Below are 24,937 nucleotides of genomic sequence, written 5' to 3'. Positions count from 1 at the left end.
GGGTCGCCCGCCTCAGTCGGCCGACAGCTCCTTGGCAAACAGCTGCTGGAACTGCTTGCGCTGGTCGGCCGTCAGCACCTGGCTGATGTCGAACAGCGACTTCACCCGGATGTAGCTCACCTGGTTGTCGACGTCGCCGAAAGCCTGGATGCGCTTTCTGGCACGCGCCTCGTCCCATTTGCCGGACTTGATCATGTCGCGGATCACGCCCGGCTCGACCCCGCTGGTATCGATGGCGGCAATCTGGTCATGCTCGGCCTGGCGGATCGTCTCGATCTGCCGCTGCTGTGCCTGCGTCAGCTTGAGTTCGCTCGCCAGCGTGCTCATGTCGAACGGCGTGGACATGTCGTCGGCCATGGCCGCCGACACCGGCAGCAACAGCGTGGCAGCGAGGAGAAGGGCGCGGATCGGTTTCATCGTGGTCTCTCTTGTAGTTGGTCGGTGGCGTTCTGCACCGCGGCGCCATTCTTGGCGAAGTCCGGACCGGCGCCAAGTGGTTTATTTACACAACCATATTCCAGACGGATACGCCTGTCTGCAACCGTTGGCGCCGACGACGGGCCACGGGCTGTGGTCTGCGTGCGTCAAACGCCCGGCCGGGCATCCGGGACGGCATGCAACGCGGCCTTTGGCCACCGGGCTGTGCTAGGCTGACGGCCAGCCTGTCAGAACGAGGTCCTCCATGTCGTCCGCCCCCTCCCTGCCCCGCCTGCTGATCGTCGATGACTCGCGCATCGTCCGTGCCACGGTCAAGAAGCATCTGGCCGATGTCTACGACGTCGTCGAGGAAGGCGATGGAGAAGCCGGCTGGCGCCGCCTGCAGCAGGACGACACGATCCAGCTGATGATTTCCGACCTGTCGATGCCCGAGCTCGACGGCCTCGGCCTGCTGGACCGCCTGCGCGCCTGTGGCCAGCCGCGGCTGGCGCAACTGCCGGTGATCATCGTTTCGGGCGAGGAAGATGAAGCAACACGCGAGAAATGCGTTGCCCGCGGCGCCAACGACTTCATCACCAAGTCGACCGACCGCAGCGAAATGCTCGCCCGGGTCCACGCCAACATCGAACTTGCCGAACGCCAGCGCGCCCTCGAGGCCGCGCGGGAGCAGCAGGCGCAAACGGCGACCCACGACAACACCGGCGCCGGCAGCCCGCACCTGCTGTCGCTGCAGGCCGAACAGGCACTCGCTTACGCGCAGCGCCACGGCACCGAGGTGTCGCTGCTCCTGCTGCAGCTCGACCGTTTCGATGCGCTGGCCGCCCATGTCGGCCCGCGGCTCGCCGAGCAGCTGCTCGGCGTGTTCACCCGCCACCTGACGGCCAAACTGCGCCGCGAAGACACGCTGGCGCATGTCGATGCCGGCCGTTTCGCCGTCCTGTCGCCGGGCACGACGCTCGATCAGGCCCAGGTGCTGGCCGAACGGCTGCGCCAGACCGTCGCCGCCGCACGGGTCAATTTCCGCGGTGACCAGCTGAGCCTGACGGCCAGTCTGGCCATTGCCAGCACGCTGCATGACGACGTCCACGGCGCCGACGCGCTGTTCGGCGTCGCCCGCGAACGGCTGGATGCGGTACCGAGCGAAAACCGCGTAATCCTGCCGTCGCAGCGCAAGCAGGCGCCACCGGGCATTGCCGATGCGATCGCCCTGCTGGCGCGTGGCGAACGCGATGCCGTGCGCCCGCACCTGCCGGCGCTGCTGGCGCAACTCGCACCGCTGCTGGGCTTTGCAACCCAGGAACTCGGCACCGACGTGCTGCTCGAATCGATCTACGACGCGCAGAGCGAAGACGCGGCGGTCTGAAGCCCTGCACCCCCGCTGTCGCGCGGGGAAAATCGGCCCCGGGTGCGTTTGGCACGTCCGTTGCGGCCGCTCAGGCCGCGACCGACCAGGCCGGGGCATGCGGGCCGCTACGACGCTCGATGAACAGCGTCGATCCCGGCTCGCGCTTGGCAAGCGATTTGGCACTGGCCGCCGCCGCCGCCACCTCGTGGTGGCTGGCGAAGTCGCCCGGCACCACGTCGACCAGTCCGGCCGAAAGGCTGACCAGCGGATAGCGCTGCATCGCACCGCGACGGTCGGCAGCGCTGTAGCCGCCAGCGGCAAGATGCTCGGCGGAAAAATGCCGCGACAATGCCTGTTCGAACTGCATCAGTGCACTCTGGCAGCGGGCCTGCGCATCGTCGGAGCGGAACAGCACGACGAAATCGTCGCCGCCGATATGGCCGACGAAATCGCGCACCGGGTCGGTGCTCGCCAGCAGCGTTTCGCCGCACAGCTGGATCAGCGCGTCACCGCAGGCATAGCCGTAGATGTCGTTGTACGGCTTGAAATGATCGAGGTCGAAATAGGCGACGGTAAACGGATGGCGCTCGGCCAGCCAGCGTTCGATCCGCTCCTGGATCGGCACGTTGCCCGGCAGCAGCGTCAGCGGGTTGGCGTGTCGCGCCGCCCTTACCTGCAGCTCGGTCATCGCCCGCATCAGGTCGTGGCCGGTGCCCATGCCGAGATAGTGTGCCTGCGAGGTGATGATGAAGCCGTCGGCCAGATAGCGGCGCTCGGCCGCGGTCACCAGCTGCGACAACTCCTGCAGGCTGGTCGAGGCCTCGACGATCAGCGGGCTGCGGTCCATCAGTACGCTGCACGGCCGGTTGCCGAACAGTTCGGGCGTGAACGGCCGGGCGAACAGTTCGAGTACCTCGTGACGCTTGAGCAGACCGACCGGACGCATGCCGTCGACCACCGGCAGCGCATACAGCGTCGCGTCGTCGGCAAAGCGCCGGTAGATCGCCTTGGCCGGCTCGTCCGGGCTCACGCGCGGCACGTCGACAAGCAGATCACCGGCACAGCCCTGCCGTCCGCTGCCCAGCTGCGGCCGCTCGACGCCGTCGAACTCCAGCGCCAGCCGTTGCGGCGGGCTCGCCTGCGGCCGGCCGATCAGATAGCCCTGCGCCAGCGAAATGCCGATCCGGCGCACGACATCCAGCTCGTCGGGGGTTTCGATGCCCTCGGCAACGACGCGGGTGCCGGTGTTCAGCGCAATGTGGTGGATCGAACGGACGAACTGGCGTTTCTGCGCATCCTGGGTCAGGCCCTGGATGAAATACTTGTCGATCTTGACGTATTCGGGCTTCAGTTCGGACCACAAGCGCAGCCCCGAAAACCCCTCGCCCAGATCGTCGATGGCGATGCGGAAGCCCATCTCGCGGTAGTGCAGCAGCGCTTCTTTCAGCAGGTCGTAATCGTGGGTCGGCTGGGTTTCGGTCAGCTCGATCACCACGCGTTGCGGCGACAGACCGACGTCACGGAGGATTTCCAGCGTCGCACCGGGCCGGAAATCCGGGTGGATCAGTGTTGCCGGGCAGACATTGAGGAACAGCTTGCCCGGCAGGCGTTCGCGGACGAACGCGGCGACGACGGTGCGCCGGCAGGCGAAGTCGAGCTGGGCCAGCAGCCCGCTTTCCTCGGCGACACGGAACAGGTTGATCGGCGAATGCAGGAAGCTCGTCGACGGTCCGCGTACCAGTCCTTCGTAACCGAAGGCCTCCCCGTCGCGCATCGATGCGATCGGTTGGAACAGTGCGTTGAGGCGCCCCTGGGCGATGATCTGTTCGAGATCGGCGCGCAGGATATCGCGACCGTGAGACATGGTGGCTTCTGCTGGGGAAAGATCGACCCAGTCTAGGACCGGGCCATTACGGAAAAATGACAAGTTCATCGCTGGCCGTCACTTACATACACGGACATCAGTTGCAGCCCGGACGGCGACCGCCGCCCGACAGGCCGGCTCAGGCCGGATAGGCCCACAGCTCGATGACCCGGCTGCCGTCATCGGCGATCAGTCGCAATGCCGCCGGGGCATAGTCCGGATCGGCCAGCAGCACGCCGTTGCCACTGGCGGGCAGGCCGGCGCAGCCGCTGAACGTCAGCGCGAGATCGAGCGCGCCGGGCAGCTTGCCGCTCATCGCCCTGCCCGCAATCCGGCAGGTGCCGTTCCCCTGCGCGACCAGTTCGCCACTGGCCGACAGACCGAACTGTGCAGCGGCACCACCGGCCAGCAGCACCGTGTAGCTGCCGGCCAGCCGGGCCGGATCGACGGCCGGACTCGGCCGGGCCTCCGAAGCCCCGAGCCGGATCGCCACATCGGCCTTCGGTGCCGGCACCGCCGTCCAGACCCCGCTGGCGTCCTGCTTGTACAGCGTACTGGCCGTCTCGTCGGCATCGTTGACGACCAGCAGGCGACGGCCGTCGCTGCCGGTGTAGTACTGCCCGACCTGCGGCGCATCGGCATCGCCGGTCGCCACGGTATAGCTGCCGGCCGGCAAGGCATCGACACTGACCCTGGGGGTCGCCGGCGTGAGGGGCGAGCTGTTGCCGCCACTGCCGCTGCCGCCACAGGCGGCAAGCACAAGGCATGACAGCGTTGCGTACTGGAACCGTTTCATCCGCATTCCCCTCATTGCGACAGCAGGTCTTTCAGGCGGAGACGCAGCCATTGCTGCGCCTGCGGCCGGGCCTCGAAGCCCACCTGCATCGTCGTCACCGTCGCATACCCCCTGGCGTTGAGCGCCGATTCGCTACCGGCATCGGCGGCGGACGGGGTGCTGTTCAGCGTGAAGGTCACGCCCGGGTACGGGTACTTGACCCCGTAGCCCGACGCAACCGGATCCCTGGACAGATCGGCAACGAATTTCGGCGTCATCGCCGTATAGCTGCCGAAGCGGCTGAACACCCATTGCACCTTGCTGCTGCCGCCGGCATCGAATTTGGGCAGATTGACGTTGATCGCCGTCCCCGCCGGCATCACCGCGCCGTTGCCGCGCTTCGCCAGCAGTGCGTCGACGAACTTGACCGTCAGCGCGGCCGCCTCGTCGGCCAGTGCGGCATTGTCCTTGGTATTGGCGTCGGCACTGACCGCGATGGCCGGAATGCCGCGGCTGGCGGCAAAGACCGCATTGCTGACGGTGCCCGACGAATTGACGATGGCACCGAGATTCTGCCCCTCGTTCGGGCCCGAAATCAGCAGGTCGGGGGCTTTGCCCCAGCGTGACGGTGCGAGTACATCGAGGCCGTACATCGTCGCCATCACCGGCGTACCGTCGACATAACTGATGTCGCCAACCGACGGATCGGCACCGACCGCCGCTGCGCCGGCCCTGACCGTGCCGCCACGACAGTCCTTCGCCAGGGGCGTCAGCGGCGTCAGGAAGTTCACCGACGCCCCCTTGCCGCTCTGGTCCTGGCACGGCGCGGCAACGATCACATCGTGGCCGGCGGCTTTCAGCCGCGCATACAGCGCGCGCACGTTGGCCGCGGCGAAACCGTCGTCGTTCGACACCAGTATGTTCAGTGCGAACGCCGGCGTGGTCAGCCCCAGCGCCAGCAGCGTCGCAGTGGTATGTGCGAGTTTCATCGCTTCCCTTGTTTTGATCCAGATTGTCCGAAGTGGGAAATGGAAACATCTTTGTATGTATTTTTGATGACCGGAACGCCAGCAGAATCGCGGCTTCCAGCCGGAATGGGGAAAAAGTGAAACCGTGACCATTGGTATTAACCCTAAGACTGAAAACATACCATTCGGATAAAATCACTCCCCATGGCTACCCAAATCGAACGTTCCAGCGCAACGCAAACCCGACTCATCGAGGCGACCATCGCCCTGCTGGACGAGCTGGGCTATGCGCGGCTGAGCGAAACTCGCATTTGCGAACGCGCCGGCGTCAGCCGGGGCGCCCTGCGTCACCACTTTCCGAGCGGTCGCTACGACCTGCTGCCGGTCGTGGTCGAACGGCTGATCGCGGCCGAAGAGGCACGCTTTCTTGCCCTCGGCCCGATGACCCCGCTCGAACGCGTGCACCTGATGTTGCGCGGCACGCTGGCGCAACCGGACCGCAGCACCAGCGTCGCGCTGCTGCAGATCTGGATGGCCGCGCGTGGCGACACCAAGCTGTACGACGGTGTCGGGCCGATTTTCGACAGCGTGCTGCCACGCCTGTTCGGGCTCACCGACACCACGCCGGACGACCCGCAGACGCTGGCATTGCGCTTCGTGCTGCACGGCGCAGCCCTGCACCGCTTCAATGCCGATTACGACGTGGCCAAGCTGCGCGCAGCACTGCACTGGGTGCTGGACCTCGTCGGCGAACCGACGGGCTTTGCCGCACGCTTCACCGACGTCGCGCTGCTGCAGCTCGAACCGGCCTGAGCGTTCGTCGCCCAGCAAAAACGGCGCCGATGGCGCCGTTTTTTTTTGTCCGCCCAACCCGCAGCAGGATGCGGGTCCGGACTCAGTCGCGATAGCCGTTGGTGATCGGCATGCGCCAGTCCTTGCCGAAGCTGCGGTGGGTGATGCGCGGACCGACCGGCGCCTGGCGGCGCTTGTACTCGTTGATCCGCAGCAGCCGGACGACGCGGTCGACGTCGGCAGCAAGGAAGCCCAGCGCGACGATTTCGGCACGGCTGAGGTTGCGCTCGACATAGGCTTCGAGGATGGCGTCGAGCACGTCGTACTCGGGCAGCGAGTCCTGGTCCTTCTGGTCCGGGCGCAGCTCGGCACTCGGCGGCCGGGTGATGATGCGCTCGGGGATCACGTCGGCCAGCGCGAATGCGTCGGTGCCGTTGCGCCAGCTCGACAGCCGGTAAACCAGCGTCTTGGCCACGTCCTTGAGCACCGCGAAGCCGCCGGCCATGTCGCCGTACAGCGTCGCGTAGCCGGTGGTCATCTCGCTCTTGTTGCCGGTCGTCAGCACCAGCTTGCCGCCCTTGTTCGACAGCGCCATCAGCAGGGTGCCCCGGATGCGCGCCTGCAGGTTCTCTTCGGTGGTATCGGCCGTGGTGCCGGCAAACTCGCCCGCCAGCCCGGCCATGAAGGCCTCGTACACCGGCCAGATCTCGATTTCCGAATACCGGCAGCCGAGGCGCCTGATCATGTCGCGCGAATCGTCGACCGAGATGTCGGCGGTGTAGCGCGACGGCATCATCACCGCGTGGACCCTGTCGGCACCGAGCGCGTCGACGGCAATCGCCAGCGTCAGCGCCGAATCGATGCCGCCCGACAGGCCGAGCAGCACGCCGGGAAAGCCGTTCTTGGTGATGTAGTCGTGCACGCCGGTCACCAGCGCCTTGTAGACGCTTTCCTCTTCGCTGCACTCGGGCGCAACGTCGCCCAGTTGCAGGTCGCCGTCGGCGTAATCGGCATAGGCCAGCGTGGTCGCGAACGGCGCCGCCTGGACGACGACGTCGCCGGCGCGGTTCATTGCGAACGAATGGCCGTCGAACACCAGCTCGTCCTGACCGCCGACCATATTGACGTAGACGACCGGAATGCCGTTCTCGTCGACGCGCTGACGCACGATCTCGTGCCGCTTGTCCTGCTTGGCCTTGTGGTACGGCGATGCGTTCAGCACCACCAGCAGCTCGGCGCCCTCGTCGCGCGCGGCGGCGGCCGGCTCGACGTCCCAGACATCCTCGCAGATCACCACGCCGACGCGATGGTCGCCGTCGGTACCCGGCTGGTCGAAAACCAGCGGCACGGCGCCCGGACTGAAATAGCGGACTTCGTCGAACACCTCGTCGTTCGGCAGCAGCATCTTTTCGTAGCGGCCGAGTACGTTGCCGTCGCGGATCACCGTCGCGGCGTTGAAACGCTCGTCACCGGAACGGCTCGGGTGGCCGACCACCAGCGTGATGCCGTCGACCTCGTCGATCAGCCGGCCGATCGCCCTGGCGCAGTCGGCAAGAAAGCTCGGCCGCAGCAGCAGGTCTTCCGGCGGGTAGCCGGTCAGCGCCAGTTCGGGCGTGACCAGCACGTCGGCGCCGGCCTCGCGGGCCTGCCGGGCGGCGGCGAGGATCAGGTCGAGGTTGCCGGCCAGATCGCCGACCTTGGGATTGAGCTGGGCGAGAGCGATTTTCATGCGCTGCGCGTATCCGTGAACGAAGCCGCCATTTTACGGGATGCAGCCCCGTTCCGGGGGATGGTTGCGTACGCTCATGCCGTCACGCCGAGTGCCCTGGCGATGTCGACATCGTCGATCTGTTCGGGGCGCAGGAAACGCTTTGCATACGCGAGGTAAACGCCGCTCTCGAGAAACAGTGCGAACAGCTCCGGATCGATGTGCGCGTCGTCGCGCATCTTGCTCATGATCGCGATCGATTGCGACAGCGTCTTGCCCTTCTTGTACGGCCGGTCGACCGCGGTCAGCGCCTCGAAGATGTCGGCAATCGCCATCATCCGCGCCGTGTCGCTCATCTCGTCGCGGGTCAGCCGCTTCGGATAGCCGTTGCCGTCCATTTTTTCGTGGTGGCCGCCGGCGATCTCGGGCACGCGCTTCAGATGGCGCGGGAACGGCAGCTTTTCGAGCATCACGATGGTCTGGACGATGTGCTCGTTGATCTTGTAGCGGTCCTCCTCCGACAGCGTGCCGCGGCCGATTGCCAGATTGTGCAGCTCGCCACGGTTGTACAGCAGCTCGGGGACGGTCATCTTGAAGCCGTGTCCTTCGGGCAGTGCGTCACGCGGACTGCGCGGAAAGCGGTGCTCCGGCTTGTCGGCCAGCAGCGCCTCGGTCACCGGCAGCGTCCGCGGTGCGTCGCCCTTGCGCAGCAGCTCGTCGTGCGAGATGCCGAGCCGGTCGTCGAGCGTGCGCTGCCAGGTTCGCGCCGCAATGGCCTGGAGCCGCTCGACGCGCTCCGGGGCCATGAATTCGCCGCCCTGATTGCATTCGGCGACGAAGTAAAACTCGTCGTCGAGCACCGCCAGCTGGTCGCGAAGCTGCGCGGCCAGTGCATTGCGATCTCCTCCCGCCACGACGGCCTTGAGCATCCCGATCTCGGCATCACGCTTGAGCACCTCGAAGCGCATCCGCACCTCGTGAATGCGGTCGCAGATCGTTTCGAGCTTGGTCGCCTTGTCGACGACATACTCGGGCGTCGTCACCTTGCCGCAGTCGTGCAGCCACGCGGCGATGTGCAGCTCCTCCCATTCATCGTCGGACAGCGCGAAACCGGCATACGGACCGTCCCTGGCCTCGCAGGCGGCGCGCGCGAGCATCTTGGTCAGCTCGGGGACGCGCTGGCAGTGCCCGCCGGTGTACGGGCTCTTGGCGTCGATGGCGCCGGCGACCAGCTGGATGAACGATTCGAGCAGCTTTTTCTGTTCGAGGATCAGCCGCTGCGTCTCGATCGTCACCGCCGCCGTCCCCGACAGCGCCTCGACCAGGGTGATCAGTTCGTGACCGACGCCATAACGCAGCACCTTTTCGTCCTGCAGCAGGAACACCACGCCGACGAGTTCGTCCTGGCGGTTCTTGAGCGGAATCGAGATCGTCGTCAGCGGTTTTTCGAAACGGCCAAACGCGCCGTACCAGTCGTTCAATGCCGACGGCAGCAGCGACTCGAGCGTGGTCGACCCCGCCATCGCAATCACCGCAGGATGGATGCCGTCACTGCCCGAATTCAGCACCGGTATCGCACGCGGATTGACGAGCGCGACATCATCGAGCCGCGCCTGCGCGGGCACCAGCCCGCCGGCCTCGTCGGCCAGGTAGATCACCCCGCCCTTGGCCTGGGCGATCTTGGTGGTTTCTTCGAGGATGCGCGCCAGCAAAGGCTCGAAGCGGCGCTCGGCCGCCATCGCCTCGCCGATGTCGAGGAAGTTGCGGATCGTCGATTTCATCAGTGCCATCGCCTCGGCGAGTTCGTCGATCTCGGTGATGAACGAACTGATCGGCGCCGACTTGCCGAAGCGCATCGCGCGGATCCGTTGCGCCTCTTCGGTCAGCGCCTTCAGCGGTCGCGACGCCAGCCGGGAGATCACGTAGGCCGCCAGTGCCGCGACGGCCAGGATCGCAGTGGCAATCAGCAGTGACCGCATGCGCAGCCGCTGGGCATCGACCAGCAACTCGCCCTGCGGCGCCGCGACGGCCAGGAACAGCGAATTGCCGCTGCGCAGCGGAATCGGCGCGGTGTAGCCGAGCCACTCCTGCCCGCCGACCTCGAGTGTTCTCGCGTTTCCCCGTTCGAACGACGGATCGAACAGCCGTTCGAGCACCGGCTGCTTCAGTTCGGGCAAGCGAGCCTGGCGAACCTCGTGATCGCCGGCGCTGCGCATCAGCGCCTGCCCGCCCGATGCGGCGATGACGTTGCCCTTGCCGTCGACCACGCTGAGTACGGCATGCGGCGTCATCTTCTCCTTGCCGAGCACGTCGTCGAGCACGGCCAGCGTGATGTCGGCACCGACGACGCAACGGCCGTTGGCCGTACGCCGCGACAGCGTCGTGCCGACCTCGCGCGTGGTGAAGAACAGGTAGGGATCGCTGATCTGGTGCGCCGGCTTGCCGATGGCGCTCTGGTACCACGGCCGGGTACGCGGATCGAAGCGGTAGCCCGGGGCGAAGCGCTTTTCGATCAGGGTGAGATCGCGCCGGTAATAGAGGAACTCGCCGTCGCCGTCGCTGAGGCTCTGCACCAGAAACGCCGTGCCGGGCGGCAGCGGCTGCGCGGCGCCGAACAGCGGCGCCCCGGTCAGTTTGCGGACAAGGAAGAAATCGCCGTTCTCGTAGCCGATATAGACCGCCGACAGGCTGGGCTGGCTCTGCAGGGCTTCGGCCAGATAGGCCAGGCTCTCCAGGCGTTCGTCGAGGCTGAACGCATACATCAGGTGCTGCTGCGCCATCAGGTCGACCACCGTCAGCGCCGGCGAGTAAATGCTCTCGACCGTCCGCACCGTTTGCGAACCGATCTGGCCGAACAGGCTCTCGGTCGCGGTCAGCAGCATCTGTCGGGTACTGCGGTACTGGTAGAAGGTGTTGACCAGTGCGTAGCAGGTGATCAGCGCGACGAACAGGTAGGCGATATGGACGTGCAGCGGATAGCTGGACCGGCGTGGTGTCGCGATGGACGAAGCGGGCATGGCGGCAAGGTTCCTGTGGGCGCTGTTTGGAGCTTAGTTCACGGCGATGAAGCGGGCTGGCGCGGCCCGGTGTTCCGGCCCATGCCGCTTGCAGGCCGAAGCAGGCCGGACCGGCGCCGGTCGTCATTCCGGCCGCGGAATCGGCGGGAACACGGGCAATGCTGCCGGTATAATCGGCGACTTATATTTCACCCCTGCCCTTGCGCCACATGGCTCCTGTCCACCGGCCACGGCAACCCGCACGCTGGCCTGCCGTCCTGTTCGCCACATGGCTCACCTACCTCGTCCTGATGCTGGGCTGGCTGGCCTGGGGCGATGCCGTCCGCGCCTTCATCTGCCGCTGACCCGACCATCACGCTCTGGAATACCGCATGCCCTCCGCGCCATCCACATCGATTTCCGCCCCGCTGCAGCAGGCAGCCCGTCAGGCCGACCGCATGCTGCTTTGCGTGCTGGCCGGCCTCTTCGTCGTTTCGCTCGGGCTCGCCCCGTGGCACGACAGCTGGCCCTCGGCACTGGCCATCGGACTCCCTGCGCTACTGGGCCCCTGGCTGCTCTACCGCGCGCAACCCGGCGGTTTGCTGGTACGACTGGCCAACGCCGCGGCGCTGATGGCGTTTGCCGCGCTGCAAATCCACCAGAGCCGCGGCATGCTGGAGTTCCACTTTTCGATCTTCTGCCTGCTGGCGTTCCTGCTGTACTACCGCGACTGGCGTCCCATCGTCTTCGCCGCCGCGCTGATCGCCGTTCACCATGTCGCGGCCAGCTTCATGCAGGCGGCGCAGATGCCCGTCTTCGCCTTCCCGGCCAATCAGTTTTCGCTGTGGCGGGTGGCGGTGCATGCCGCATTCGTCGTCGTCGAAACCGCCGTGCTGTGCCTGCTGGCCTACCGGATGGCACAGGACCAGCGCGCCGGTTACGCCGTCGCCGCACATTCCGAACTGATCAGCCAGGGGGACCTGGTCACCCGCATGGACGAGCGCGTGGGCGGTGCCGAGCTCGCACACTCGGTTCACCGCATGCAGGACCAGCTCGCAGCACTGATCCGCGAGGTCGTGGTCCTCAGCCATCGCATCGATCGGGACTGCGGCACGCTGTCGCGTCTGGCCGGTGAATCGGCAAGCAACTCGGCCGGCCGGGTTCGACACGTCGGCACGCTGGCCGCCGACATCCAGCGTTTGAGCCGGACAGCGGCCACGCTGGCCGACAACGCCGACCGATCCGCCGTGCTCGCCGGCCGGGCCACGGCGCTGGCCCGCGAAGGCGGCCGGGTGATCGGCGATTCGGCAAGCGAAATGCAGGTCATTGCCAGCCAGCTCGATCACACTGCCGGACAGGTCGAAGCCTTGGTCGAGCAGACCGACCTGATCGGCCGCATCGTCGGCGTGATCAAGGACATCGCCGAGCAGACCAACCTGCTGGCGCTGAATGCCGCAATCGAAGCTGCGCGCGCCGGTGAACAGGGGCGCGGTTTTGCGGTCGTTGCCGACGAAGTGCGCAAACTGGCCGAGCGCACCACGTCGGCCACCGGCGAGATCAACGCGATGATCGCCGACATCCAGACGAGCAAACTGGCCGCACTTGAAGGCATGCAGACCGCCCTGAAACGGGTGGAGAACGGCCAGCATCTGGCGCAGCAGGCCGGCAGCGCCATCGGCGAAATCGATGCCGCCGTGCACGATTCGGCCCAGCTGGTCACCGCCATGCGCGGCGAGTTGCAGCAACAGGCCAGCGAAAGCGGCCGGGTCGAGGCCGAGCTGCAATCCCTCGTCGCGGCGGCCCACCACGGCGACGGCATCACCGCCGAAACCGCCACGCTGGCGCGCGATCTCGAAGACATTGCCGGCAGCGTTCGCAACAACGTCGGACGCTTCCGGATCTGAAGCCGTCACGACCGTAGTCTGCGGCGCGGCGGCACGGGCCGCTGCCCGTACCGGCGTGAACGGCTAGCGACGCGTCAGTTCGGCCGCCGACTCATCGCGCCAGCCACGGCGGCACCAGCCCCTGCCCGGCCCAGTGCGCCTCGAGCCGGCGCCAGACGGCCTCCTTTTCGGCTTCGCTCATCGACACCCAGTTGGCGACTTCGATGAAGGTGCGGCCGCAACCGCGGCAGACGTCATCGCCGAGGCCGGTCGAGCAGACGGCAATGCAGGGAGTATCGGGGCGTTGCTTGGCATTCATGGTCGGGATTTGACGCGAGTTTGCAACAGCCGGCAAGCACCGGACGGATGCGCGGCTTGGCCGCGGCCTGCCTTTCGGCCAGTGTCATCGGACTGACGCACCAGCGTCACGGCTCGGTCACAATCGCCTCGCACGATGGCCTCACCCCATCGCAGAGACGCCTACGAATGAGTGACGCGCCGCTGGCTTTCCGCAGTATCTGGATCTCCGACGTCCACCTCGGCACCGCCGGTTGCCAGGCCGATTACCTGCTGGACTTCCTCAAGCACGCCGAGTGCGAGCACCTCTACCTCGTCGGCGACATCATCGACGGCTGGGCGCTCAAGCGCAGCTGGTACTGGAAGCAGAGCCACAACGACGTGATCCAGAAGGTGCTGAGGAAGGCGCGCAAGGGCACGCAGGTCACCTACATCCCCGGCAACCACGACGAAGGCGCGCGGCAGTTCCTCGGCCTGATGTTCGGCGACATCCGCATCGAGGACGAGGTGATCCACACCACCGCCGACGGCCGCCGCTTCCTGATCCTGCACGGCGACCGATTCGACGGCGTCGTCCAGTGCGCCAAATGGCTGGCCATCGTCGGCGACCGCGCCTACGGCATCACGCTGCGGCTCAACTACTGGTTCAACCGGCTGCGTGCGCGCCTCGGCCTCGGCTACTGGTCGCTGTCGCAATACCTCAAGCACAAGGTCAAGACCGCGGTGAACTTCGTCGGCAAGTTCGAGGAAGCCGTTGCCGCCGAAGCCAAGGCCCGCGGCGTCGACGGCGTGATCTGCGGCCACATCCACAAGGCCGAAATGCGCGAGATCGACGGCGTGCTGTACTGCAACGACGGCGACTGGGTCGAAAGCCTGACCGCGCTGGTCGAAACGCCCGCCGGCGAGCTGAAGATCGTCACCTGGCAAAAGTTCTATGCCGAGCAGCAGGCGCCCCGGCTGATCGCCGCGCCGGACAGCGGCCTTCAGCCGCAAGCCTTGCCGGTCGGCAAGCACAGCACCGATCTCTCAATGGAAAAAAGGGTTGCCGCATGAACATCCTCATCGTCACCGACGCATGGGAACCGCAGGTCAACGGCGTGGTGCGCACGCTCAAGCAGACCCGGCGCGAGCTGGAGAAGCTCGGCCATGCGGTCGAGCTGATCACGCCGCAGAACTTCACCACTTTCCCCTGCCCGACCTACCCGGAAATCCGCCTCTCCTGGCGCCCGCGCAAGAAAATCGCCGCCCGGATCGAAGCCTTCCGTCCCGACGCCATCCACATCGCCACCGAAGGCCCGCTCGGCCTGGCCGCGCGCAAGTACTGCATCAGGCACAAGCTGCCGTTCACCACCGCCTACCACTCGCGCTTCCCCGAATACGTTCAGCTGCGCTTCGGCATTCCGGTATCGTGGACCTACCGCTGGCTGGCGAACTTCCACAACGCCGCCGAAGCGACGATGGCGCCGACCCGCGTTGTCGTCGACGACCTGAAGGCGCGCGGCTTCACCAGGACGGTGATGTGGTCGCGCGGCGTCGACCTCGACATCTTCAAGCCGGTGGCGCGCGAGAAACTGCAGACGCGCCGGCCGATCTTCGTCTACGTCGGCCGCGTCGCGGTCGAGAAGAACGTCGAAGCCTTCCTCGAACTCGAACTGCCCGGTTCCAAATGGGTCTGCGGTGACGGCCCCGCCGCCGCCGCACTCAAGGCCAAGTACCCCGGTGTGAACTGGCTCGGCGTGCTGAGCCAGGCCGAGCTGGCCGAGGTCTACAGCGCCGCCGACGTGTTCGTGTTCCCGAGCCGGACCGACACCTTCGGTCTGGTGCTGCTCGAAGCCATGGCCTGCGGCTGCCCGGTCGCCGCCTACCCGGTCACCGGGCCGATCGACGTCATCGGCAACGACGGCCCCGGCGCGCTGCAGGAAGACCTGCAGGCCGCCTGCCTCGCCGCGCTGAAGATCGACCGCACCGAAGTCCGCCGCTTCGCCGAACGCTTCTCGTGGGCCGCCGCCAGCCGGCAGTTCCTCTCCCACCTGCACCCGTTCACCCCGGCCGCACAGCAGGAACTGCAGCTGAGCATGCAGGCCGCGAAGTAAACCCAGGCCGTTTCTCCTGCATCAGGGCCGCTTACTGTGCGGCCTTGATGCAATTCGGCACCGTTTCTCCTCGCCACCGCCTGCACCGGCTCGCCTCACACGTGTAGACTCTCAGTTCAGTCAGCAAAAAGAAAAAGAGTAGAAAGAAACCGACGTGCCGGCGGTTTTCCGGACATTTCGTCTACTTCTTTATTCATCGTGTGATGCGCCATGGTGCATACACCACGTCAGGCATCTGCCCCTTCCATCGACAGGAAGTCGCTTGGCAAGCCGGGCGCCATCTCTCGTGCCAAACATTACGCACATTTTCAATGAACACGGAATTGAACATGCATGCAAAATACACAGGACGGTGTCTGTGCGGAGACATCCACTACACGGCCGCTGTCGAACCACTATTTGCCGGCAACTGCCATTGCACAGACTGCCAGCGAAGCTCGGGGGGCGCCTATATCCCCGCAATGTTTTTTCCGGAAAAAGAGGTTGTCGTTTCCGGTGACGCTAGGTATTTCGAGTCGATGGCCGACAGCGGAAACATGCACCGGAGGGGTTTCTGCCGGAATTGCGGCTCGCAGCTGTTCGCCAAGTTCAGCCATCTTCCCGGCCTGCTGGGTATCAAGGCGGGCACGCTGGACGATACATCCCGCTATGTCCCGAAGCTGGATTTCCACGTGGCAAGTGCCACGACATGGGACTTCATGAATCCCCAGCTTCCCAAGAAGCAGGGTGCGGCTCAGGGTTAGGGCGTCCCTGTCTGACGGGCCGCCGGTGGGACTCCGCCGGTGAAGTCCGATGCGAAACCTGCAACGACCCGATGATCCCGATCCAATGCCGGGGTTGATTTCATGCTGTCAGACCGACAAGACCGGGAGACGCAATGTGCTACGAGTCCATCAATCTCGCGGAAAAATTCGGCCGGTTCGCCGAGCAGTGGCAGCCCAAAGTCATTGCCGAAATGAACGACTACCAGTTCAAGCTCGTACGCCTGAAGGGTGATTTCGTCTGGCACAGCCATGCTGAAACCGACGAAACCTTTTTCGTCGTTGATGGCACACTTCGTATCGACTTCAGGGATGGCAGCGTCCAGATCCAAGCCGGCGAGATGTACGTCGTCCCCAAAGGGACTGAACACAAGCCCTTCGCCGCAGAAGAGGTCAAGGTCATGCTGATCGAGCCGCGGGACGTTCCGAATACCGGTGAACACGGCGGCACAAGGACTGCGCCGAACGACGTCTGGATTTGAATCCGGTTTTGTGACGCTCCTCCGGCACCACCGGTGCCTGTCATTGTGCCCGGCGTGCCGAGTCCGGCTTCGACGGCCCCGCACACGGACCGGCTTGCGGCCGTGGAACCCCGGCCGGCCCATCCCGCGACGCGTCGATCAGACCGGCGTACCGAACATCAGCGCCGTTTGCAGCTCTGGATGTAATCCAGCGCCGGAAAGTTCTGCTTCAGGTAGTCGGCCGCGCCCGGCCCCTGCAGCTTTTGCGGATCCGGCCCCTTGCCCCACGGCGGAATGTCGCCGTAGCTCATGTTGAAGCGGCTGACGGTCTGCTGCATCGATGCCGGGGTCACGTAGCCGATCGGCGTTTCCCACGGCTGCGTGCCGAGCGATTCGACCTTGTCGCCCAGCGTGATGAACAGGTGGTCGGTGCGGGTGTTGGCGCCGCCACCGGCAAAACTGATGTAGCCGCGCTTGAACTGCCGCAGCGCCGGCTGCCTCAGGTCGTCGGCGATCGCCGGCCATTTCTTCGCCGCGGCCTTCGATTGCGGAAAGCCGAACTGGCACAGGAAACCGTCGAGGCAGCGGAAGAACGGCACGCGGTCGAAGTGGCCGGCGTCGACCAGTTGCAGGAAACGCTCGGCCCCCCTGGGACTCCAGGCGGGCTGGATGACGATGTCGATCGCGCCCTTGGTGGTCTGGCACACGACGTTGACCGGCCCTGCGGCGGCGGTTGCGGCGGCCGTTGCCAGCGCCATGCCCACGAGTTGCAGCTTCATCTTGTCTCTCTCCCTGCGGCCATCGGGCCTTGTCGTCGTTCGCCGGACTTGTGCCGGCGTGGGAGCAGCTTGCCGTCGCGCCGGGCGGACCACAAGCACCAGGTTCGCCAGCGTTGCAGCGCGGCCGACGACCGTCGATACGCGCCGTCCGGTCATTGAATCCCCGCCGGCTGTACCCATCTGCTTGAGCAAACAAGGAGTCCGCATGTTCGGTTTTCTCAAGACCCGCAAACGCGCCAGGCTGCTGGCCGCCAACCCGATTCCCGATGTGCTGTGGCAGCAGGTGATGCGTGCGCCGCTGTTCATCGGCCTGAGCGACGACGAGCGGATGGCGCTGCGCGACCATGCCGCGTGGTTCCTTGCCGAGAAGACCATCACGCCGGTGAGCGGACTCGAGCTCGGCGACGCGGCACGGGTGCTGCTGGCCGCACAGGCGGTGCTGCCCATCCTGCACCTCGGCTTCGACGCCTACGACGACTGGCACGAGGTCATCGTCTATCCGGGGCAGTTCCTCAGCCGCGACCGGTACACCGACCATGCAGGTCTGGTGCACGAGTTCGAACAGGTGCTCGCCGGCCAGGCGCGCAGCGACGGCCCGGTGCTGCTGTCGTGGCTGGACGTGTCCGAGTCGCCGTGGCTCGACGGCTGGAATGTCGTCATCCACGAGTTCGCCCACAAGCTCGACATGCGCTCGGGTGACGCCAACGGCTGCCCGCCCTTGCACAAGGGCATGGACTACGCGGGCTGGAAACGCAGTTTCTCCCAGGCCTTCGACGACCTGAGCCGCCGCGCCGATCACGACCTGTACAGCCCGATCGACCTGTACGCGGCCGAAAACCCGGCCGAGTGCTTCGCGGTGTTCTCCGAATACTTCTTCGAAACGCCGCACGCGCTGACCGAGCATTACCCGGCCGTGTACGAGCAGCTGAAACAGTTCTACAAGCAGGACCCGGCGGCGCGGTTGCCGCGCGTGCGTTACCGGCCGTGCTTCGAGCCGGTAAACTTCGGCCCGGTGACCATCCCGACCCCGGCACCGGAGTATTGAAATGCAGATGTTGTTGAACGCCGGTGACGCAATCGCCGGCGATGTGGCCGCGCGCTACGGCTTTGCGCCGTTGCACGAGGCGCCGGCCGAAGGCTACTTTCTGGCATTCGAGGACGGCCGGCTGGTGCTGCAGCAGACCGGCGACAAGGCGCGCGTCTGCGTCGATTTCGTCGAAGGCGCCAGCGCGCACCGGCGCAAGTTCGGCGGCGGCCGTGGCCAGCCGGTGGCCAAGGCCGTCGGCCTCAAGGGCGGGGCGAATCCGGCTGTGCTCGACGCGACCGCCGGACAGGGGCGCGATGCCTTCGTACTGGCCAGCCTCGGGTGCACGGTGACATTGGTCGAGCGCAGCCCGGTAGCGGCGGCGCTGCTGGAAGACGGTCTGCGTCGCGCGGCGCTCGACGCCGACACGGCAGAGGTCGCCGGGCGGATGACGCTGGTCCACGCCGATTCGCTGCAATGGCTGCTCGACGCCGACGCGAAGTCGTTCGACGTCGTCTTCATCGACCCGATGTTTCCCGAGCCGGACAAGCGTGCGAAGTCGAAGAAGGAAATGGCGATGTTCCAGGCGCTGATCGGCGGCGATCCGGATGCCGATGCGCTGCTGACGCCGGCCCGGCGGGTCGCCCGCCAGCGCGTCGTGGTCAAGCGGCCGCGACTGGCGCCGTGGCTGGCGCAACTGAAACCGAACTTCGACTACCCGGGCGAAAGCACCCGCTTCGACGCCTACCTGCCGCTGGCCTGAGGCACCGAGGCCGAGATCCGCCGCAGTTCGGCGCAGCCTTCATCGATCTTGCCGTCCCCCACTGCCAGCGTGCAGCTGGTGTTGCCGAAGCGGCGGTATGCCGGCTCCGCCGGCCTGGCACGCTGGGGCTGGAGCTGCGCCGTTGCCGACGCAGTGGTGACCGATGCGTCAACCTCGCTGGCCGACGAAGCCAGCGCCGCCAGCTCGCCGTGCAGTGCTTTCACCTCGGCGCGACTTTGTCGCAGTTCGCGTCCCAGCGCGGCAATCCTGGCTTCCTGCGTCACTGCGTCGGTATCGGCAAGCCGCTTGCCGAAAAACACGCCGGCAAGCAATGCCAGCGCCACAAGCACCAGCAACAGCGACGTCCACAACAGTGCCCTGATCATGCCCATCGTTCAGAACGTGCCCGATTTGCTTGCCGGTGCATCGCCGGCCGGCAACACATCGCCCAGCGCCGGCAGCTCGCCCTTCTGGTCGAACTCGATGCCACCGGGCTTCCACGGCGAGAACAGCCTGCCGTAGAGCCGGTACGACGGCGGCGAGCCGTCGCCACGCTTGAGCAGTCGCGCAAGACCGCTGAGATTGCTGACGATGTCGATCGGTACCGTGGCCTCGCCCAGCGCCGGAATGGTCACGCTGACGTTGGACACGCCGTCGGCAATCGGCTTGCCGTTGACCTCGAGCTTGGCATTCAGGCCCGAGATCGGCACCGACACGTCGTTCGGATTCTGCACCCGCAGCGTCAGGGTAAAGCGCTGCTCAAACAGGCTGATGTCCTTGACCGCAATGCCGGCGACCGAGACCTTGGGCTTCTCGAACGAGGTCGGCAGGCTCGAACACGCCGCCAGCAGCGACAACAACGCGATGACCAGCAGCTTCTTCATGCCGTTGCTCCGCTCAGTACCGCCAGTCGTTCGGCCAGCTCGCCTTCGAGCGGCAGCGCCCCCGGCGTGTCGGGATGGATGACGGCAAAACTGACTTCGGCCTCGGCCACCAGCTTGCCGTTGTCCTGACGGACGATGCGCTGGGCGATGACGCCGGCGCGCTCTTCCAGCCGGTCCAGCCGGGTTTCGATCAGCAGCACGTCGCCCATGGTTGCCGGCCGCTTGTAGCGGATGTCGATCCGGCTCACCACCAGCGCCAGCCGGCGCTGCATGAACCAGTCGAGGTCGCCGTGGTCCTCCAGCGCCCCCCAGCGGGCTTCCTCGAGAAACTCGAGGTAGCGGGCGTTGTTGACGTGGCCGTACAGGTCAAGGTGATAACCGCGGACTTTGATTTCGGTCTGGTGCATGGGCGGGCCAAACGGAAGGGAACAGGACCCAAATCTTAGCACTTTGAAATATGCCGGGTCTTAGTGATAATCGGGCGTTCGCCGTTTCAAAACGCGCCTGATTGTTAATGCCTCGGCGCGGCATCACCCGGTCCGCCGGGTCGGCCCCTACAATATGCAGCCCGGTCAACAACGGTACCGCGCACGGCGCGACCGGCTTGCGGCACGGGCGGCAGGAGACTTCAGCCCGATGGACCTGCGCCACTCGCGGCCATTCCGGATCTTTCTGCTTCTGATCGCCGGACTGACGCTACTGATCGGCATCGTGCCGTACTTCGTCGAAGCCACGCTGCTGCGTGACGCCCTCACCAGCCAGATCGCCTCCGAGACCCGTCGCACGCTGACCGTGGCCGGCAACACCCGTGTCGTCCTGCTGCCCCGCCCGGCGATCACGCTCGGCAATGTGACCCTGAGCCAGCCCGACTCTGCCCAGCGTTTCATGCATGCCGAGCGTGTCCGCGTCCGGCTGGCGCTGTGGCCGCTGCTGCGCGGCAAGCCGGTGATCGACCAGGTCGAGTTCGACGATCCCGAACTGCTGTTCGAGCGCTTTGCCGACGGCACCTACAACTTCGAGGACCTGCTCGCGACACCCGAGCATCCGCGCAAGGTCGACATGCGCCTCGACGCGCTGCATTTCGAACGCGCCAAACTGGTCTACCGCGACGCGCTGATCGGGGTCGGCGGCACGGTGTCGGCGCTCGATTTCAGCCTCGACAACCTTGCCGACCCAAAGAACGGCCGCTTCACCGCCGCGGGCAAGCTCAGCATCGGCGACGGCAAAACCCCGTGGTGGAGCGGCAGCGTCGAGGCCAGTGCGGCAATGCGCTATACCGAGGCGGACCGGCGGCTGTCGGTCGCCGAGCTGCGTTTCGAGCTCAAGCAGCAGGGAGCGACCAAGCCCGGCGTCGACATCGAGGCAAGCGGCCTGACCGCCGTCGGCAACCTCGTCTACGGCTGGCAGCCGCTGCGGCTGGCCGGCGGCGAGCTGAAAATCACCGGCAACGGCCGCCGCGCCGGGCAGGACTGGCAGGGCGAGCTGAACCTGCCGTCGCTCAAGGTCACCGAGAACACCATGGCGCTCGAACAGCCCCGCCTGTCGGTGCGGATGCAGAGCCCGCGGGGCCGCTTTGCCGCCGGCGTCTCGGTGCCGCAGCTGTCGGGCACGCTGCAGGGGCTGATGCGGGCCGACAATGCGCGGATCAACGTCGAGCTGGTCACGCCGCAGCAGACGCTGGCGCTGAACTTCGTCAGTCCGCTCGAACTCTACAGCGGCACGCTGGCCAGACTGACCAGCTACCGGCTGTCCGGCCAGTACGGCAACAAGGCGCTGCCGCGGGGCGCGATTCCGTTCGAACTCGCCGGCAACGCCGCACTGAACCTGCGCAACGAAACGATCCGGCTCGACAGCCAAGGCTCGCTCGATCACGCGCCTTTGAAAGCGACCTTCAGCATCGACGACTTCGTGTCGCCGCGCTACGGCTTCGATGTCGACCTCGCCGACCTCGACCTGACGCCCTACCTGCCCGCCGTGGCCGCCGGCGCCAAGAACGTGTCGGCTACCGCACCGATGGACTTCCAGTGGCTCGACCGCCTCGATGCGCAGGGTCAGGTGAAGATCGGCGAGCTGACGATGAACAAGCTGCACTTCAACGACATCGCGCTGGGCTTTGTCGCCCGGGCACACAAGCTGGCACTCGACCCGCTGGCGGCCAACGTCTACGGCGGCCAGCTCAGCGGCCGGCTCGAAATCGACAACAGCCGCGGCGGCAAGCCACGCTGGCATGCCAGCCAGCGGCTGAACAACATGAACATCAACATGCTGCTGTCCGATCTGCTCGACACGTCGCGCTTCGAGGGTCGCGGCCACCTCAACCTCGACGTCAGTGCCGTCGGCGACACGCTGACCGACCTGCGCCGCACCGCCGGCGGCGACGTGCGCGTTCAGCTGTCCAAGGGTTCGGTGCGCGGCATCGACATAGAGGCACTGCTGCGTACCGCCAGCCGCCAGATCAAGGCCATGAACGGCGAAGTGACGCAGCTGCCCAACCTCGACGCGCGTACGCGCTTCTCCGAGCTGAATGCGACGCTGCAACTGAAGCACGGCGTCGCCACCAACAACGACCTGCTGGTCCGCGCCGGCGTGCTGCGGCTGGCCGGCGGCGGCACCATCGACCTCGGCGCCGGCCAGGTCGATTACCGGCTCAAGGCCAGCGCCAACCCGGACGTACCCGAACTCAAGGGCATCGTCGGTCTGACCCTACCGATCGAGTTCTCGGGTCCACTCAACGGCCCGACCTACCACGTCGACTACACCAGTCTGAAGAACCAGCTGCTCGAACGGCAGAAGGCCGAGGAAGAGGCGCAGGCCAAGGCACGCGAAGCCGAAGCGGCCCGCAAGGCCGCCGAAGCGAAGGCCGCGGCCCGGGCGGCGGCCAAGGCGGCGAAACCCGCGACCAAGCCTGCAGCAAAACCGGCGCCGAAGGCAGGACGATGAGCGCTTTCGCCGCAAGGCTGATCGCATGGCAGCGCGATCACGGCCGGCACGACCTGCCGTGGCAGGTCGCCGATGCCTACAAGGTCTGGCTGTCGGAAATCATGCTGCAGCAGACGCAGGTGACCACCGTCATCGATTACTACCAGCGCTTCCTGCAACGCTTTCCCGACGTCGCCAGTCTGGCCGCTGCGCCGCTCGACGACGTGCTGGCCTTGTGGAGCGGGCTGGGCTACTACACGCGGGCGCGCAACCTGCACAAGGCGGCGCAGAAGGTGATGGCGGATTTCGGTGGTGCGTTTCCGCGCCTGCCTGCCGAGATCGAAACGCTGCCCGGCATCGGCCGCTCGACCGCGGCGGCAATCGCGGCATTCTCGTTCGACACGCGCTCGGCCATCCTCGACGGCAACGTCAAGCGCGTGCTGGCGCGCTGGGCCGGCATCGACGGTTTCCCGGGCACGAAGGTGATCGAGAACAAGCTGTGGACGCTGGCCGACAGCCTGTTGCCGGCATCCGGCAGCGACATGCCGGCGTACACGCAGGCACAGATGGACCTCGGCGCCACCGTCTGCACGCCGAAGAAACCGGCCTGTCCCGCCTGTCCGGTCTCGGACGACTGCATCGCGCGGATGACCGGCCGGCAGGCCGAGCTGCCGACGCCGAAACCGAAGAAGGCCGTGCCCGAGCGCAGCACCGTCATGCTGCTGATCCGCGACGACGCGGGCCGGCTGCTGCTGCAGAAACGTCCGCCAACGGGCATCTGGGGCGGACTGTGGAGCCTGCCGGAAACCGGCAGCACACTCGATGCCGAGCGCCACTGTGCCAACGTGCTCAAGCTCAAGGTCCAACCCGATCCGGCGCTGCCGGACTTCGTCCACGTGTTCACCCACTTCCGGCTGACCATCACGCCGCTGCCGGCCAGCGTGACCGGCGCGACCGCACTGGCCGACGACGACACGCTGCGCTGGTTCACACGCACCGAGGCGCTGGCCGCCGGCATCCCGACACCGCTGCGCCGGCTGCTGAACGCCTGAAACCGTCGCCGCCCGTGCAAGCGGTGCGCTGACATATCCCGGTCATCCGCGCCGGGTATCGTGCGTTCAGGATCTCCTAGACGCAGTGCTGTCACACTGTCATGACAAGGGCAGGCCATCGGGCCTGCCCTTTTTTTCTGCGCGTGTTCAGCGCACGACCGGCATCACTGCGGCCACTTCATTTCGCCCTTGATGACCTTCGCGCTGATGTCCAGCGTCGCATCGCGGCCGAACTGCGGGTAACGCCGGTCCATCGCCCCGATCAGCGCCGCAGCATCCTTCGCCTTGGCCGCCTCGGTCTCGAACGCCTTCAGGTAGTCACGGGTGAACTCCACCGACTTCAGGTCCATCGGCGCGTCGCCGACGAAGTGTCCGGGGATCACGGTCTTCGGCTTCAGTGCCTCGATCCGCTTCAGCGTCGCGTACCAGTTCTGCCGCGATGCCGGCGTCTGGTTGTCGGCGACCCACACATGCATGTTGCCGAACACGACCACGCCACCGGCGACGGTCTTCGCCGACGGAATCCATACGAAGGTGTGATCCGGCGTCGCACCGTCGAGGCCGACGACCTTCAGCTGCTTGCCCTCGAGCGTGATCGAATCACCCTGCAGCGGCTCCGGCAGCACCAGCGACTTCGGCGCGTTGTCCTTGAGGATCGGCCCCCAGTACGCCAGCTTGCCGTCCATCGACGCCCTGATTTTCTCGACGGTCTGCGGCGTGGCGACGATCTTCGCCTTCGGGAACGCGGCCTTCAGCGTATCGAGACCGAAGTAGAAATCCGGGTCGCTGTGACTGATGTAGATCGTCGTCAGGGTCTTGCCGCTGGCACGGATTTTCTCGACCAGTGCCTCGGCGTCGTTGCGCTGGAACTGCGCGTCGATCAGCACCGCTTCCTTCTTGCCGGTCACGAGTTCGGACGACACCGGGAAGATGCTCTTGCTGCCCGGGTTGTAGACGTCGACCTTGAGCGCCGGCGTGGCAGCAACGGCGAACGACACCGTGCCGGCAGCAACGAGGGCGGCGGAAGTGGATGCGAACTTGAACATGATGACCTGCCTGTGTGCGAGTGGAGTGAGGCCATCATAGGTTGATCAAACCGATTCAAATACCGGCTAGACTGCGCATGTTTGTTGCA

Annotated in this window: 24 protein-coding genes; 12 read left to right on the top strand and 12 right to left on the bottom strand. The window is 66.1% G+C overall.

Annotation, left to right across the window (positions count from 1 at the left end):
* Positions 1 to 12: 12 nt before the first annotated feature.
* The gene (locus IE097_RS00435; RefSeq protein ID WP_189458181.1) at positions 13 to 417 is read right to left on the bottom strand and encodes a Spy/CpxP family protein refolding chaperone; all 405 of its coding nucleotides are present in this window, start codon (positions 415 to 417) and stop codon (positions 13 to 15) included.
* A 265-nt stretch (positions 418 to 682) separates the two neighbouring features.
* Here IE097_RS00435 and IE097_RS00430 point away from each other — a divergent pair, with 265 nt between their 5' ends.
* Entirely contained in the window at positions 683 to 1,801 is a 1,119-nt protein-coding gene (locus tag IE097_RS00430) for a GGDEF domain-containing response regulator (protein WP_189458180.1), read from the top strand.
* A gap of 70 nt (positions 1,802 to 1,871) precedes the next feature.
* Here IE097_RS00430 and IE097_RS00425 read toward each other — a convergent pair whose 3' ends face one another.
* The 3 genes from IE097_RS00425 to surE form a co-directional block, all read right to left on the bottom strand.
* Complete coding sequence (locus IE097_RS00425) at positions 1,872 to 3,647, bottom strand: GGDEF domain-containing protein (RefSeq protein WP_189458179.1); 1,776 nt, start codon at positions 3,645 to 3,647, stop codon at positions 1,872 to 1,874.
* A gap of 139 nt (positions 3,648 to 3,786) precedes the next feature.
* Entirely contained in the window at positions 3,787 to 4,443 is a 657-nt protein-coding gene (locus IE097_RS00420) for a hypothetical protein (RefSeq protein ID WP_189458178.1), read from the bottom strand.
* A gap of 11 nt (positions 4,444 to 4,454) precedes the next feature.
* Positions 4,455 to 5,411, bottom strand: a complete 957-nt coding sequence (gene surE / locus IE097_RS00415) for a 5'/3'-nucleotidase SurE (protein WP_189458177.1) — start codon at positions 5,409 to 5,411, stop codon at positions 4,455 to 4,457.
* 183 nt (positions 5,412 to 5,594) lie between these two features.
* Between surE and IE097_RS00410 the strand changes: the two genes are divergently transcribed.
* On the top strand, positions 5,595 to 6,203 hold the full coding sequence (locus IE097_RS00410) for a TetR/AcrR family transcriptional regulator (RefSeq protein ID WP_189458176.1): 609 nt from the start codon (positions 5,595 to 5,597) through the stop codon (positions 6,201 to 6,203).
* Positions 6,204 to 6,285: 82 nt separating this feature from the next.
* Here IE097_RS00410 and IE097_RS00405 read toward each other — a convergent pair whose 3' ends face one another.
* Positions 6,286 to 7,911, bottom strand: coding sequence for an NAD+ synthase (locus IE097_RS00405; RefSeq protein ID WP_189458175.1), 1,626 nt, complete (start codon positions 7,909 to 7,911; stop codon positions 6,286 to 6,288).
* Between the two features lie 74 nt (positions 7,912 to 7,985).
* Positions 7,986 to 10,907: an HD domain-containing phosphohydrolase gene (locus tag IE097_RS00400; RefSeq protein WP_189458174.1), complete on the bottom strand. Its 2,922-nt coding sequence runs from the start codon at positions 10,905 to 10,907 to the stop codon at positions 7,986 to 7,988.
* A gap of 209 nt (positions 10,908 to 11,116) precedes the next feature.
* On the opposite strand from IE097_RS00400, the gene IE097_RS19455 reads away from it, so the two are divergent.
* Positions 11,117 to 11,251, top strand: coding sequence for a hypothetical protein (locus tag IE097_RS19455; protein WP_268247072.1), 135 nt, complete (start codon positions 11,117 to 11,119; stop codon positions 11,249 to 11,251).
* A 27-nt stretch (positions 11,252 to 11,278) separates the two neighbouring features.
* The gene (locus IE097_RS19195; RefSeq protein WP_195826271.1) at positions 11,279 to 12,790 is read left to right on the top strand and encodes a methyl-accepting chemotaxis protein; all 1,512 of its coding nucleotides are present in this window, start codon (positions 11,279 to 11,281) and stop codon (positions 12,788 to 12,790) included.
* Between the two features lie 91 nt (positions 12,791 to 12,881).
* On the opposite strand, the gene IE097_RS00390 is transcribed toward IE097_RS19195, so the two are convergent.
* Positions 12,882 to 13,088 carry a DUF1289 domain-containing protein gene (locus tag IE097_RS00390; protein WP_189458173.1) on the bottom strand — a complete coding sequence of 69 codons (207 nt, stop codon included), beginning with the start codon at positions 13,086 to 13,088 and terminating at the stop codon, positions 12,882 to 12,884.
* Between the two features lie 167 nt (positions 13,089 to 13,255).
* Here IE097_RS00390 and IE097_RS00385 point away from each other — a divergent pair, with 167 nt between their 5' ends.
* From IE097_RS00385 to IE097_RS00370, 4 genes are all read left to right on the top strand, one after another.
* Positions 13,256 to 14,119: a UDP-2,3-diacylglucosamine diphosphatase gene (locus IE097_RS00385; protein WP_229797337.1), complete on the top strand. Its 864-nt coding sequence runs from the start codon at positions 13,256 to 13,258 to the stop codon at positions 14,117 to 14,119.
* Complete coding sequence (locus IE097_RS00380; RefSeq protein ID WP_189458172.1) at positions 14,116 to 15,159, top strand: glycosyltransferase family 4 protein; 1,044 nt, start codon at positions 14,116 to 14,118, stop codon at positions 15,157 to 15,159. The genes IE097_RS00385 and IE097_RS00380 overlap by 4 nt, the downstream gene beginning before the upstream one ends.
* Positions 15,160 to 15,488: 329 nt before the next feature.
* Positions 15,489 to 15,902: a GFA family protein gene (locus tag IE097_RS00375; RefSeq protein ID WP_189458171.1), complete on the top strand. Its 414-nt coding sequence runs from the start codon at positions 15,489 to 15,491 to the stop codon at positions 15,900 to 15,902.
* 134 nt (positions 15,903 to 16,036) lie between these two features.
* Positions 16,037 to 16,402 (top strand): cupin domain-containing protein, encoded by a 366-nt coding sequence (locus IE097_RS00370; protein WP_189458170.1) that lies wholly within the window; start codon positions 16,037 to 16,039, stop codon positions 16,400 to 16,402.
* A 158-nt stretch (positions 16,403 to 16,560) separates the two neighbouring features.
* On the opposite strand, the gene IE097_RS00365 is transcribed toward IE097_RS00370, so the two are convergent.
* Positions 16,561 to 17,160 carry a peptidylprolyl isomerase gene (locus tag IE097_RS00365; RefSeq protein WP_189458169.1) on the bottom strand — a complete coding sequence of 200 codons (600 nt, stop codon included), beginning with the start codon at positions 17,158 to 17,160 and terminating at the stop codon, positions 16,561 to 16,563.
* Between the two features lie 205 nt (positions 17,161 to 17,365).
* Here IE097_RS00365 and IE097_RS00360 point away from each other — a divergent pair, with 205 nt between their 5' ends.
* A complete protein-coding gene (locus IE097_RS00360; RefSeq protein WP_189458168.1) occupies positions 17,366 to 18,205 on the top strand; it encodes a M90 family metallopeptidase in 840 nt (279 codons plus the stop codon).
* Position 18,206: 1 nt separating this feature from the next.
* Positions 18,207 to 18,947: a class I SAM-dependent methyltransferase gene (locus tag IE097_RS00355; protein ID WP_308429665.1), complete on the top strand. Its 741-nt coding sequence runs from the start codon at positions 18,207 to 18,209 to the stop codon at positions 18,945 to 18,947.
* Here the strand turns inward: IE097_RS00355 and IE097_RS00350 are convergent.
* The 3 genes from IE097_RS00350 to IE097_RS00340 are packed head-to-tail and all read right to left on the bottom strand — an operon-like array spanning position 18,929 to position 20,238.
* Entirely contained in the window at positions 18,929 to 19,333 is a 405-nt protein-coding gene (locus tag IE097_RS00350) for a Sec-independent protein translocase family protein (protein WP_189458167.1), read from the bottom strand. The genes IE097_RS00355 and IE097_RS00350 overlap by 19 nt on opposite strands.
* Positions 19,334 to 19,342: 9 nt before the next feature.
* Entirely contained in the window at positions 19,343 to 19,831 is a 489-nt protein-coding gene (locus IE097_RS00345; protein WP_189458166.1) for an LEA/WHy family protein, read from the bottom strand.
* Positions 19,828 to 20,238, bottom strand: a complete 411-nt coding sequence (locus IE097_RS00340) for an acyl-CoA thioesterase (RefSeq protein ID WP_189458165.1) — start codon at positions 20,236 to 20,238, stop codon at positions 19,828 to 19,830. The genes IE097_RS00345 and IE097_RS00340 overlap by 4 nt, the downstream gene beginning before the upstream one ends.
* A 229-nt stretch (positions 20,239 to 20,467) precedes the next feature.
* On the opposite strand from IE097_RS00340, the gene IE097_RS00335 reads away from it, so the two are divergent.
* Positions 20,468 to 22,771 carry an AsmA family protein gene (locus IE097_RS00335; protein ID WP_189458164.1) on the top strand — a complete coding sequence of 768 codons (2,304 nt, stop codon included), beginning with the start codon at positions 20,468 to 20,470 and terminating at the stop codon, positions 22,769 to 22,771.
* Positions 22,768 to 23,802: an A/G-specific adenine glycosylase gene (gene mutY, locus IE097_RS00330; protein ID WP_189458163.1), complete on the top strand. Its 1,035-nt coding sequence runs from the start codon at positions 22,768 to 22,770 to the stop codon at positions 23,800 to 23,802. The genes IE097_RS00335 and mutY overlap by 4 nt, the downstream gene beginning before the upstream one ends.
* Before the next feature lie 164 nt (positions 23,803 to 23,966).
* Here mutY and IE097_RS00325 read toward each other — a convergent pair whose 3' ends face one another.
* Positions 23,967 to 24,848, bottom strand: coding sequence for an MBL fold metallo-hydrolase (locus IE097_RS00325; RefSeq protein WP_189458162.1), 882 nt, complete (start codon positions 24,846 to 24,848; stop codon positions 23,967 to 23,969).
* Positions 24,849 to 24,937 lie beyond the last annotated feature (89 nt).

The organism is Jeongeupia chitinilytica (assembly GCF_014652315.1).
Taxonomy (GTDB): Bacteria; Pseudomonadota; Gammaproteobacteria; order Burkholderiales; family Chitinibacteraceae; genus Jeongeupia; species Jeongeupia chitinilytica.
Note: the sequence above shows the minus strand (reverse complement) of the source record. Positions and strands in the feature narration are given on the sequence as shown.

Bases quoted from the DNA above. Each gene is read 5' to 3' on its own strand.
- IE097_RS00405 (WP_189458175.1), bottom strand. From the start codon at position 7,911: ATGAAAATCGCTCTCGCCCAGCTCAATCCCAAGGTCGGCGATCTGGCC.
- surE (WP_189458177.1), bottom strand. From the start codon at position 5,411: ATGAAACTCGCACATACCACTGCGACGCTGCTGGCGCTGGGGCTGACC.
- IE097_RS00420 (WP_189458178.1), bottom strand. From the start codon at position 4,443: ATGAAACGGTTCCAGTACGCAACGCTGTCATGCCTTGTGCTTGCCGCC.
- IE097_RS00425 (WP_189458179.1), bottom strand. From the start codon at position 3,647: ATGTCTCACGGTCGCGATATCCTGCGCGCCGATCTCGAACAGATCATC.
- IE097_RS00325 (WP_189458162.1), bottom strand. From the start codon at position 24,848: ATGTTCAAGTTCGCATCCACTTCCGCCGCCCTCGTTGCTGCCGGCACG.
- IE097_RS00345 (WP_189458166.1), bottom strand. From the start codon at position 19,831: ATGAAGAAGCTGCTGGTCATCGCGTTGTTGTCGCTGCTGGCGGCGTGT.
- IE097_RS00375 (WP_189458171.1), top strand. From the start codon at position 15,489: ATGCATGCAAAATACACAGGACGGTGTCTGTGCGGAGACATCCACTAC.
- IE097_RS00430 (WP_189458180.1), top strand. From the start codon at position 683: ATGTCGTCCGCCCCCTCCCTGCCCCGCCTGCTGATCGTCGATGACTCG.
- IE097_RS00365 (WP_189458169.1), bottom strand. From the start codon at position 17,160: ATGAAGCTGCAACTCGTGGGCATGGCGCTGGCAACGGCCGCCGCAACC.
- IE097_RS00390 (WP_189458173.1), bottom strand. From the start codon at position 13,088: ATGAATGCCAAGCAACGCCCCGATACTCCCTGCATTGCCGTCTGCTCG.
- IE097_RS19455 (WP_268247072.1), top strand. From the start codon at position 11,117: ATGGCTCCTGTCCACCGGCCACGGCAACCCGCACGCTGGCCTGCCGTC.
- IE097_RS00385 (WP_229797337.1), top strand. From the start codon at position 13,256: ATGAGTGACGCGCCGCTGGCTTTCCGCAGTATCTGGATCTCCGACGTC.
- IE097_RS00350 (WP_189458167.1), bottom strand. From the start codon at position 19,333: ATGATCAGGGCACTGTTGTGGACGTCGCTGTTGCTGGTGCTTGTGGCG.
- IE097_RS00360 (WP_189458168.1), top strand. From the start codon at position 17,366: ATGTTCGGTTTTCTCAAGACCCGCAAACGCGCCAGGCTGCTGGCCGCC.
- IE097_RS00410 (WP_189458176.1), top strand. From the start codon at position 5,595: ATGGCTACCCAAATCGAACGTTCCAGCGCAACGCAAACCCGACTCATC.
- IE097_RS00355 (WP_308429665.1), top strand. From the start codon at position 18,207: ATGCAGATGTTGTTGAACGCCGGTGACGCAATCGCCGGCGATGTGGCC.
- IE097_RS00380 (WP_189458172.1), top strand. From the start codon at position 14,116: ATGAACATCCTCATCGTCACCGACGCATGGGAACCGCAGGTCAACGGC.
- IE097_RS19195 (WP_195826271.1), top strand. From the start codon at position 11,279: ATGCCCTCCGCGCCATCCACATCGATTTCCGCCCCGCTGCAGCAGGCA.
- IE097_RS00340 (WP_189458165.1), bottom strand. From the start codon at position 20,238: ATGCACCAGACCGAAATCAAAGTCCGCGGTTATCACCTTGACCTGTAC.
- IE097_RS00370 (WP_189458170.1), top strand. From the start codon at position 16,037: ATGTGCTACGAGTCCATCAATCTCGCGGAAAAATTCGGCCGGTTCGCC.
- IE097_RS00435 (WP_189458181.1), bottom strand. From the start codon at position 417: ATGAAACCGATCCGCGCCCTTCTCCTCGCTGCCACGCTGTTGCTGCCG.
- IE097_RS00400 (WP_189458174.1), bottom strand. From the start codon at position 10,907: ATGCCCGCTTCGTCCATCGCGACACCACGCCGGTCCAGCTATCCGCTG.
- mutY (WP_189458163.1), top strand. From the start codon at position 22,768: ATGAGCGCTTTCGCCGCAAGGCTGATCGCATGGCAGCGCGATCACGGC.
- IE097_RS00335 (WP_189458164.1), top strand. From the start codon at position 20,468: ATGGACCTGCGCCACTCGCGGCCATTCCGGATCTTTCTGCTTCTGATC.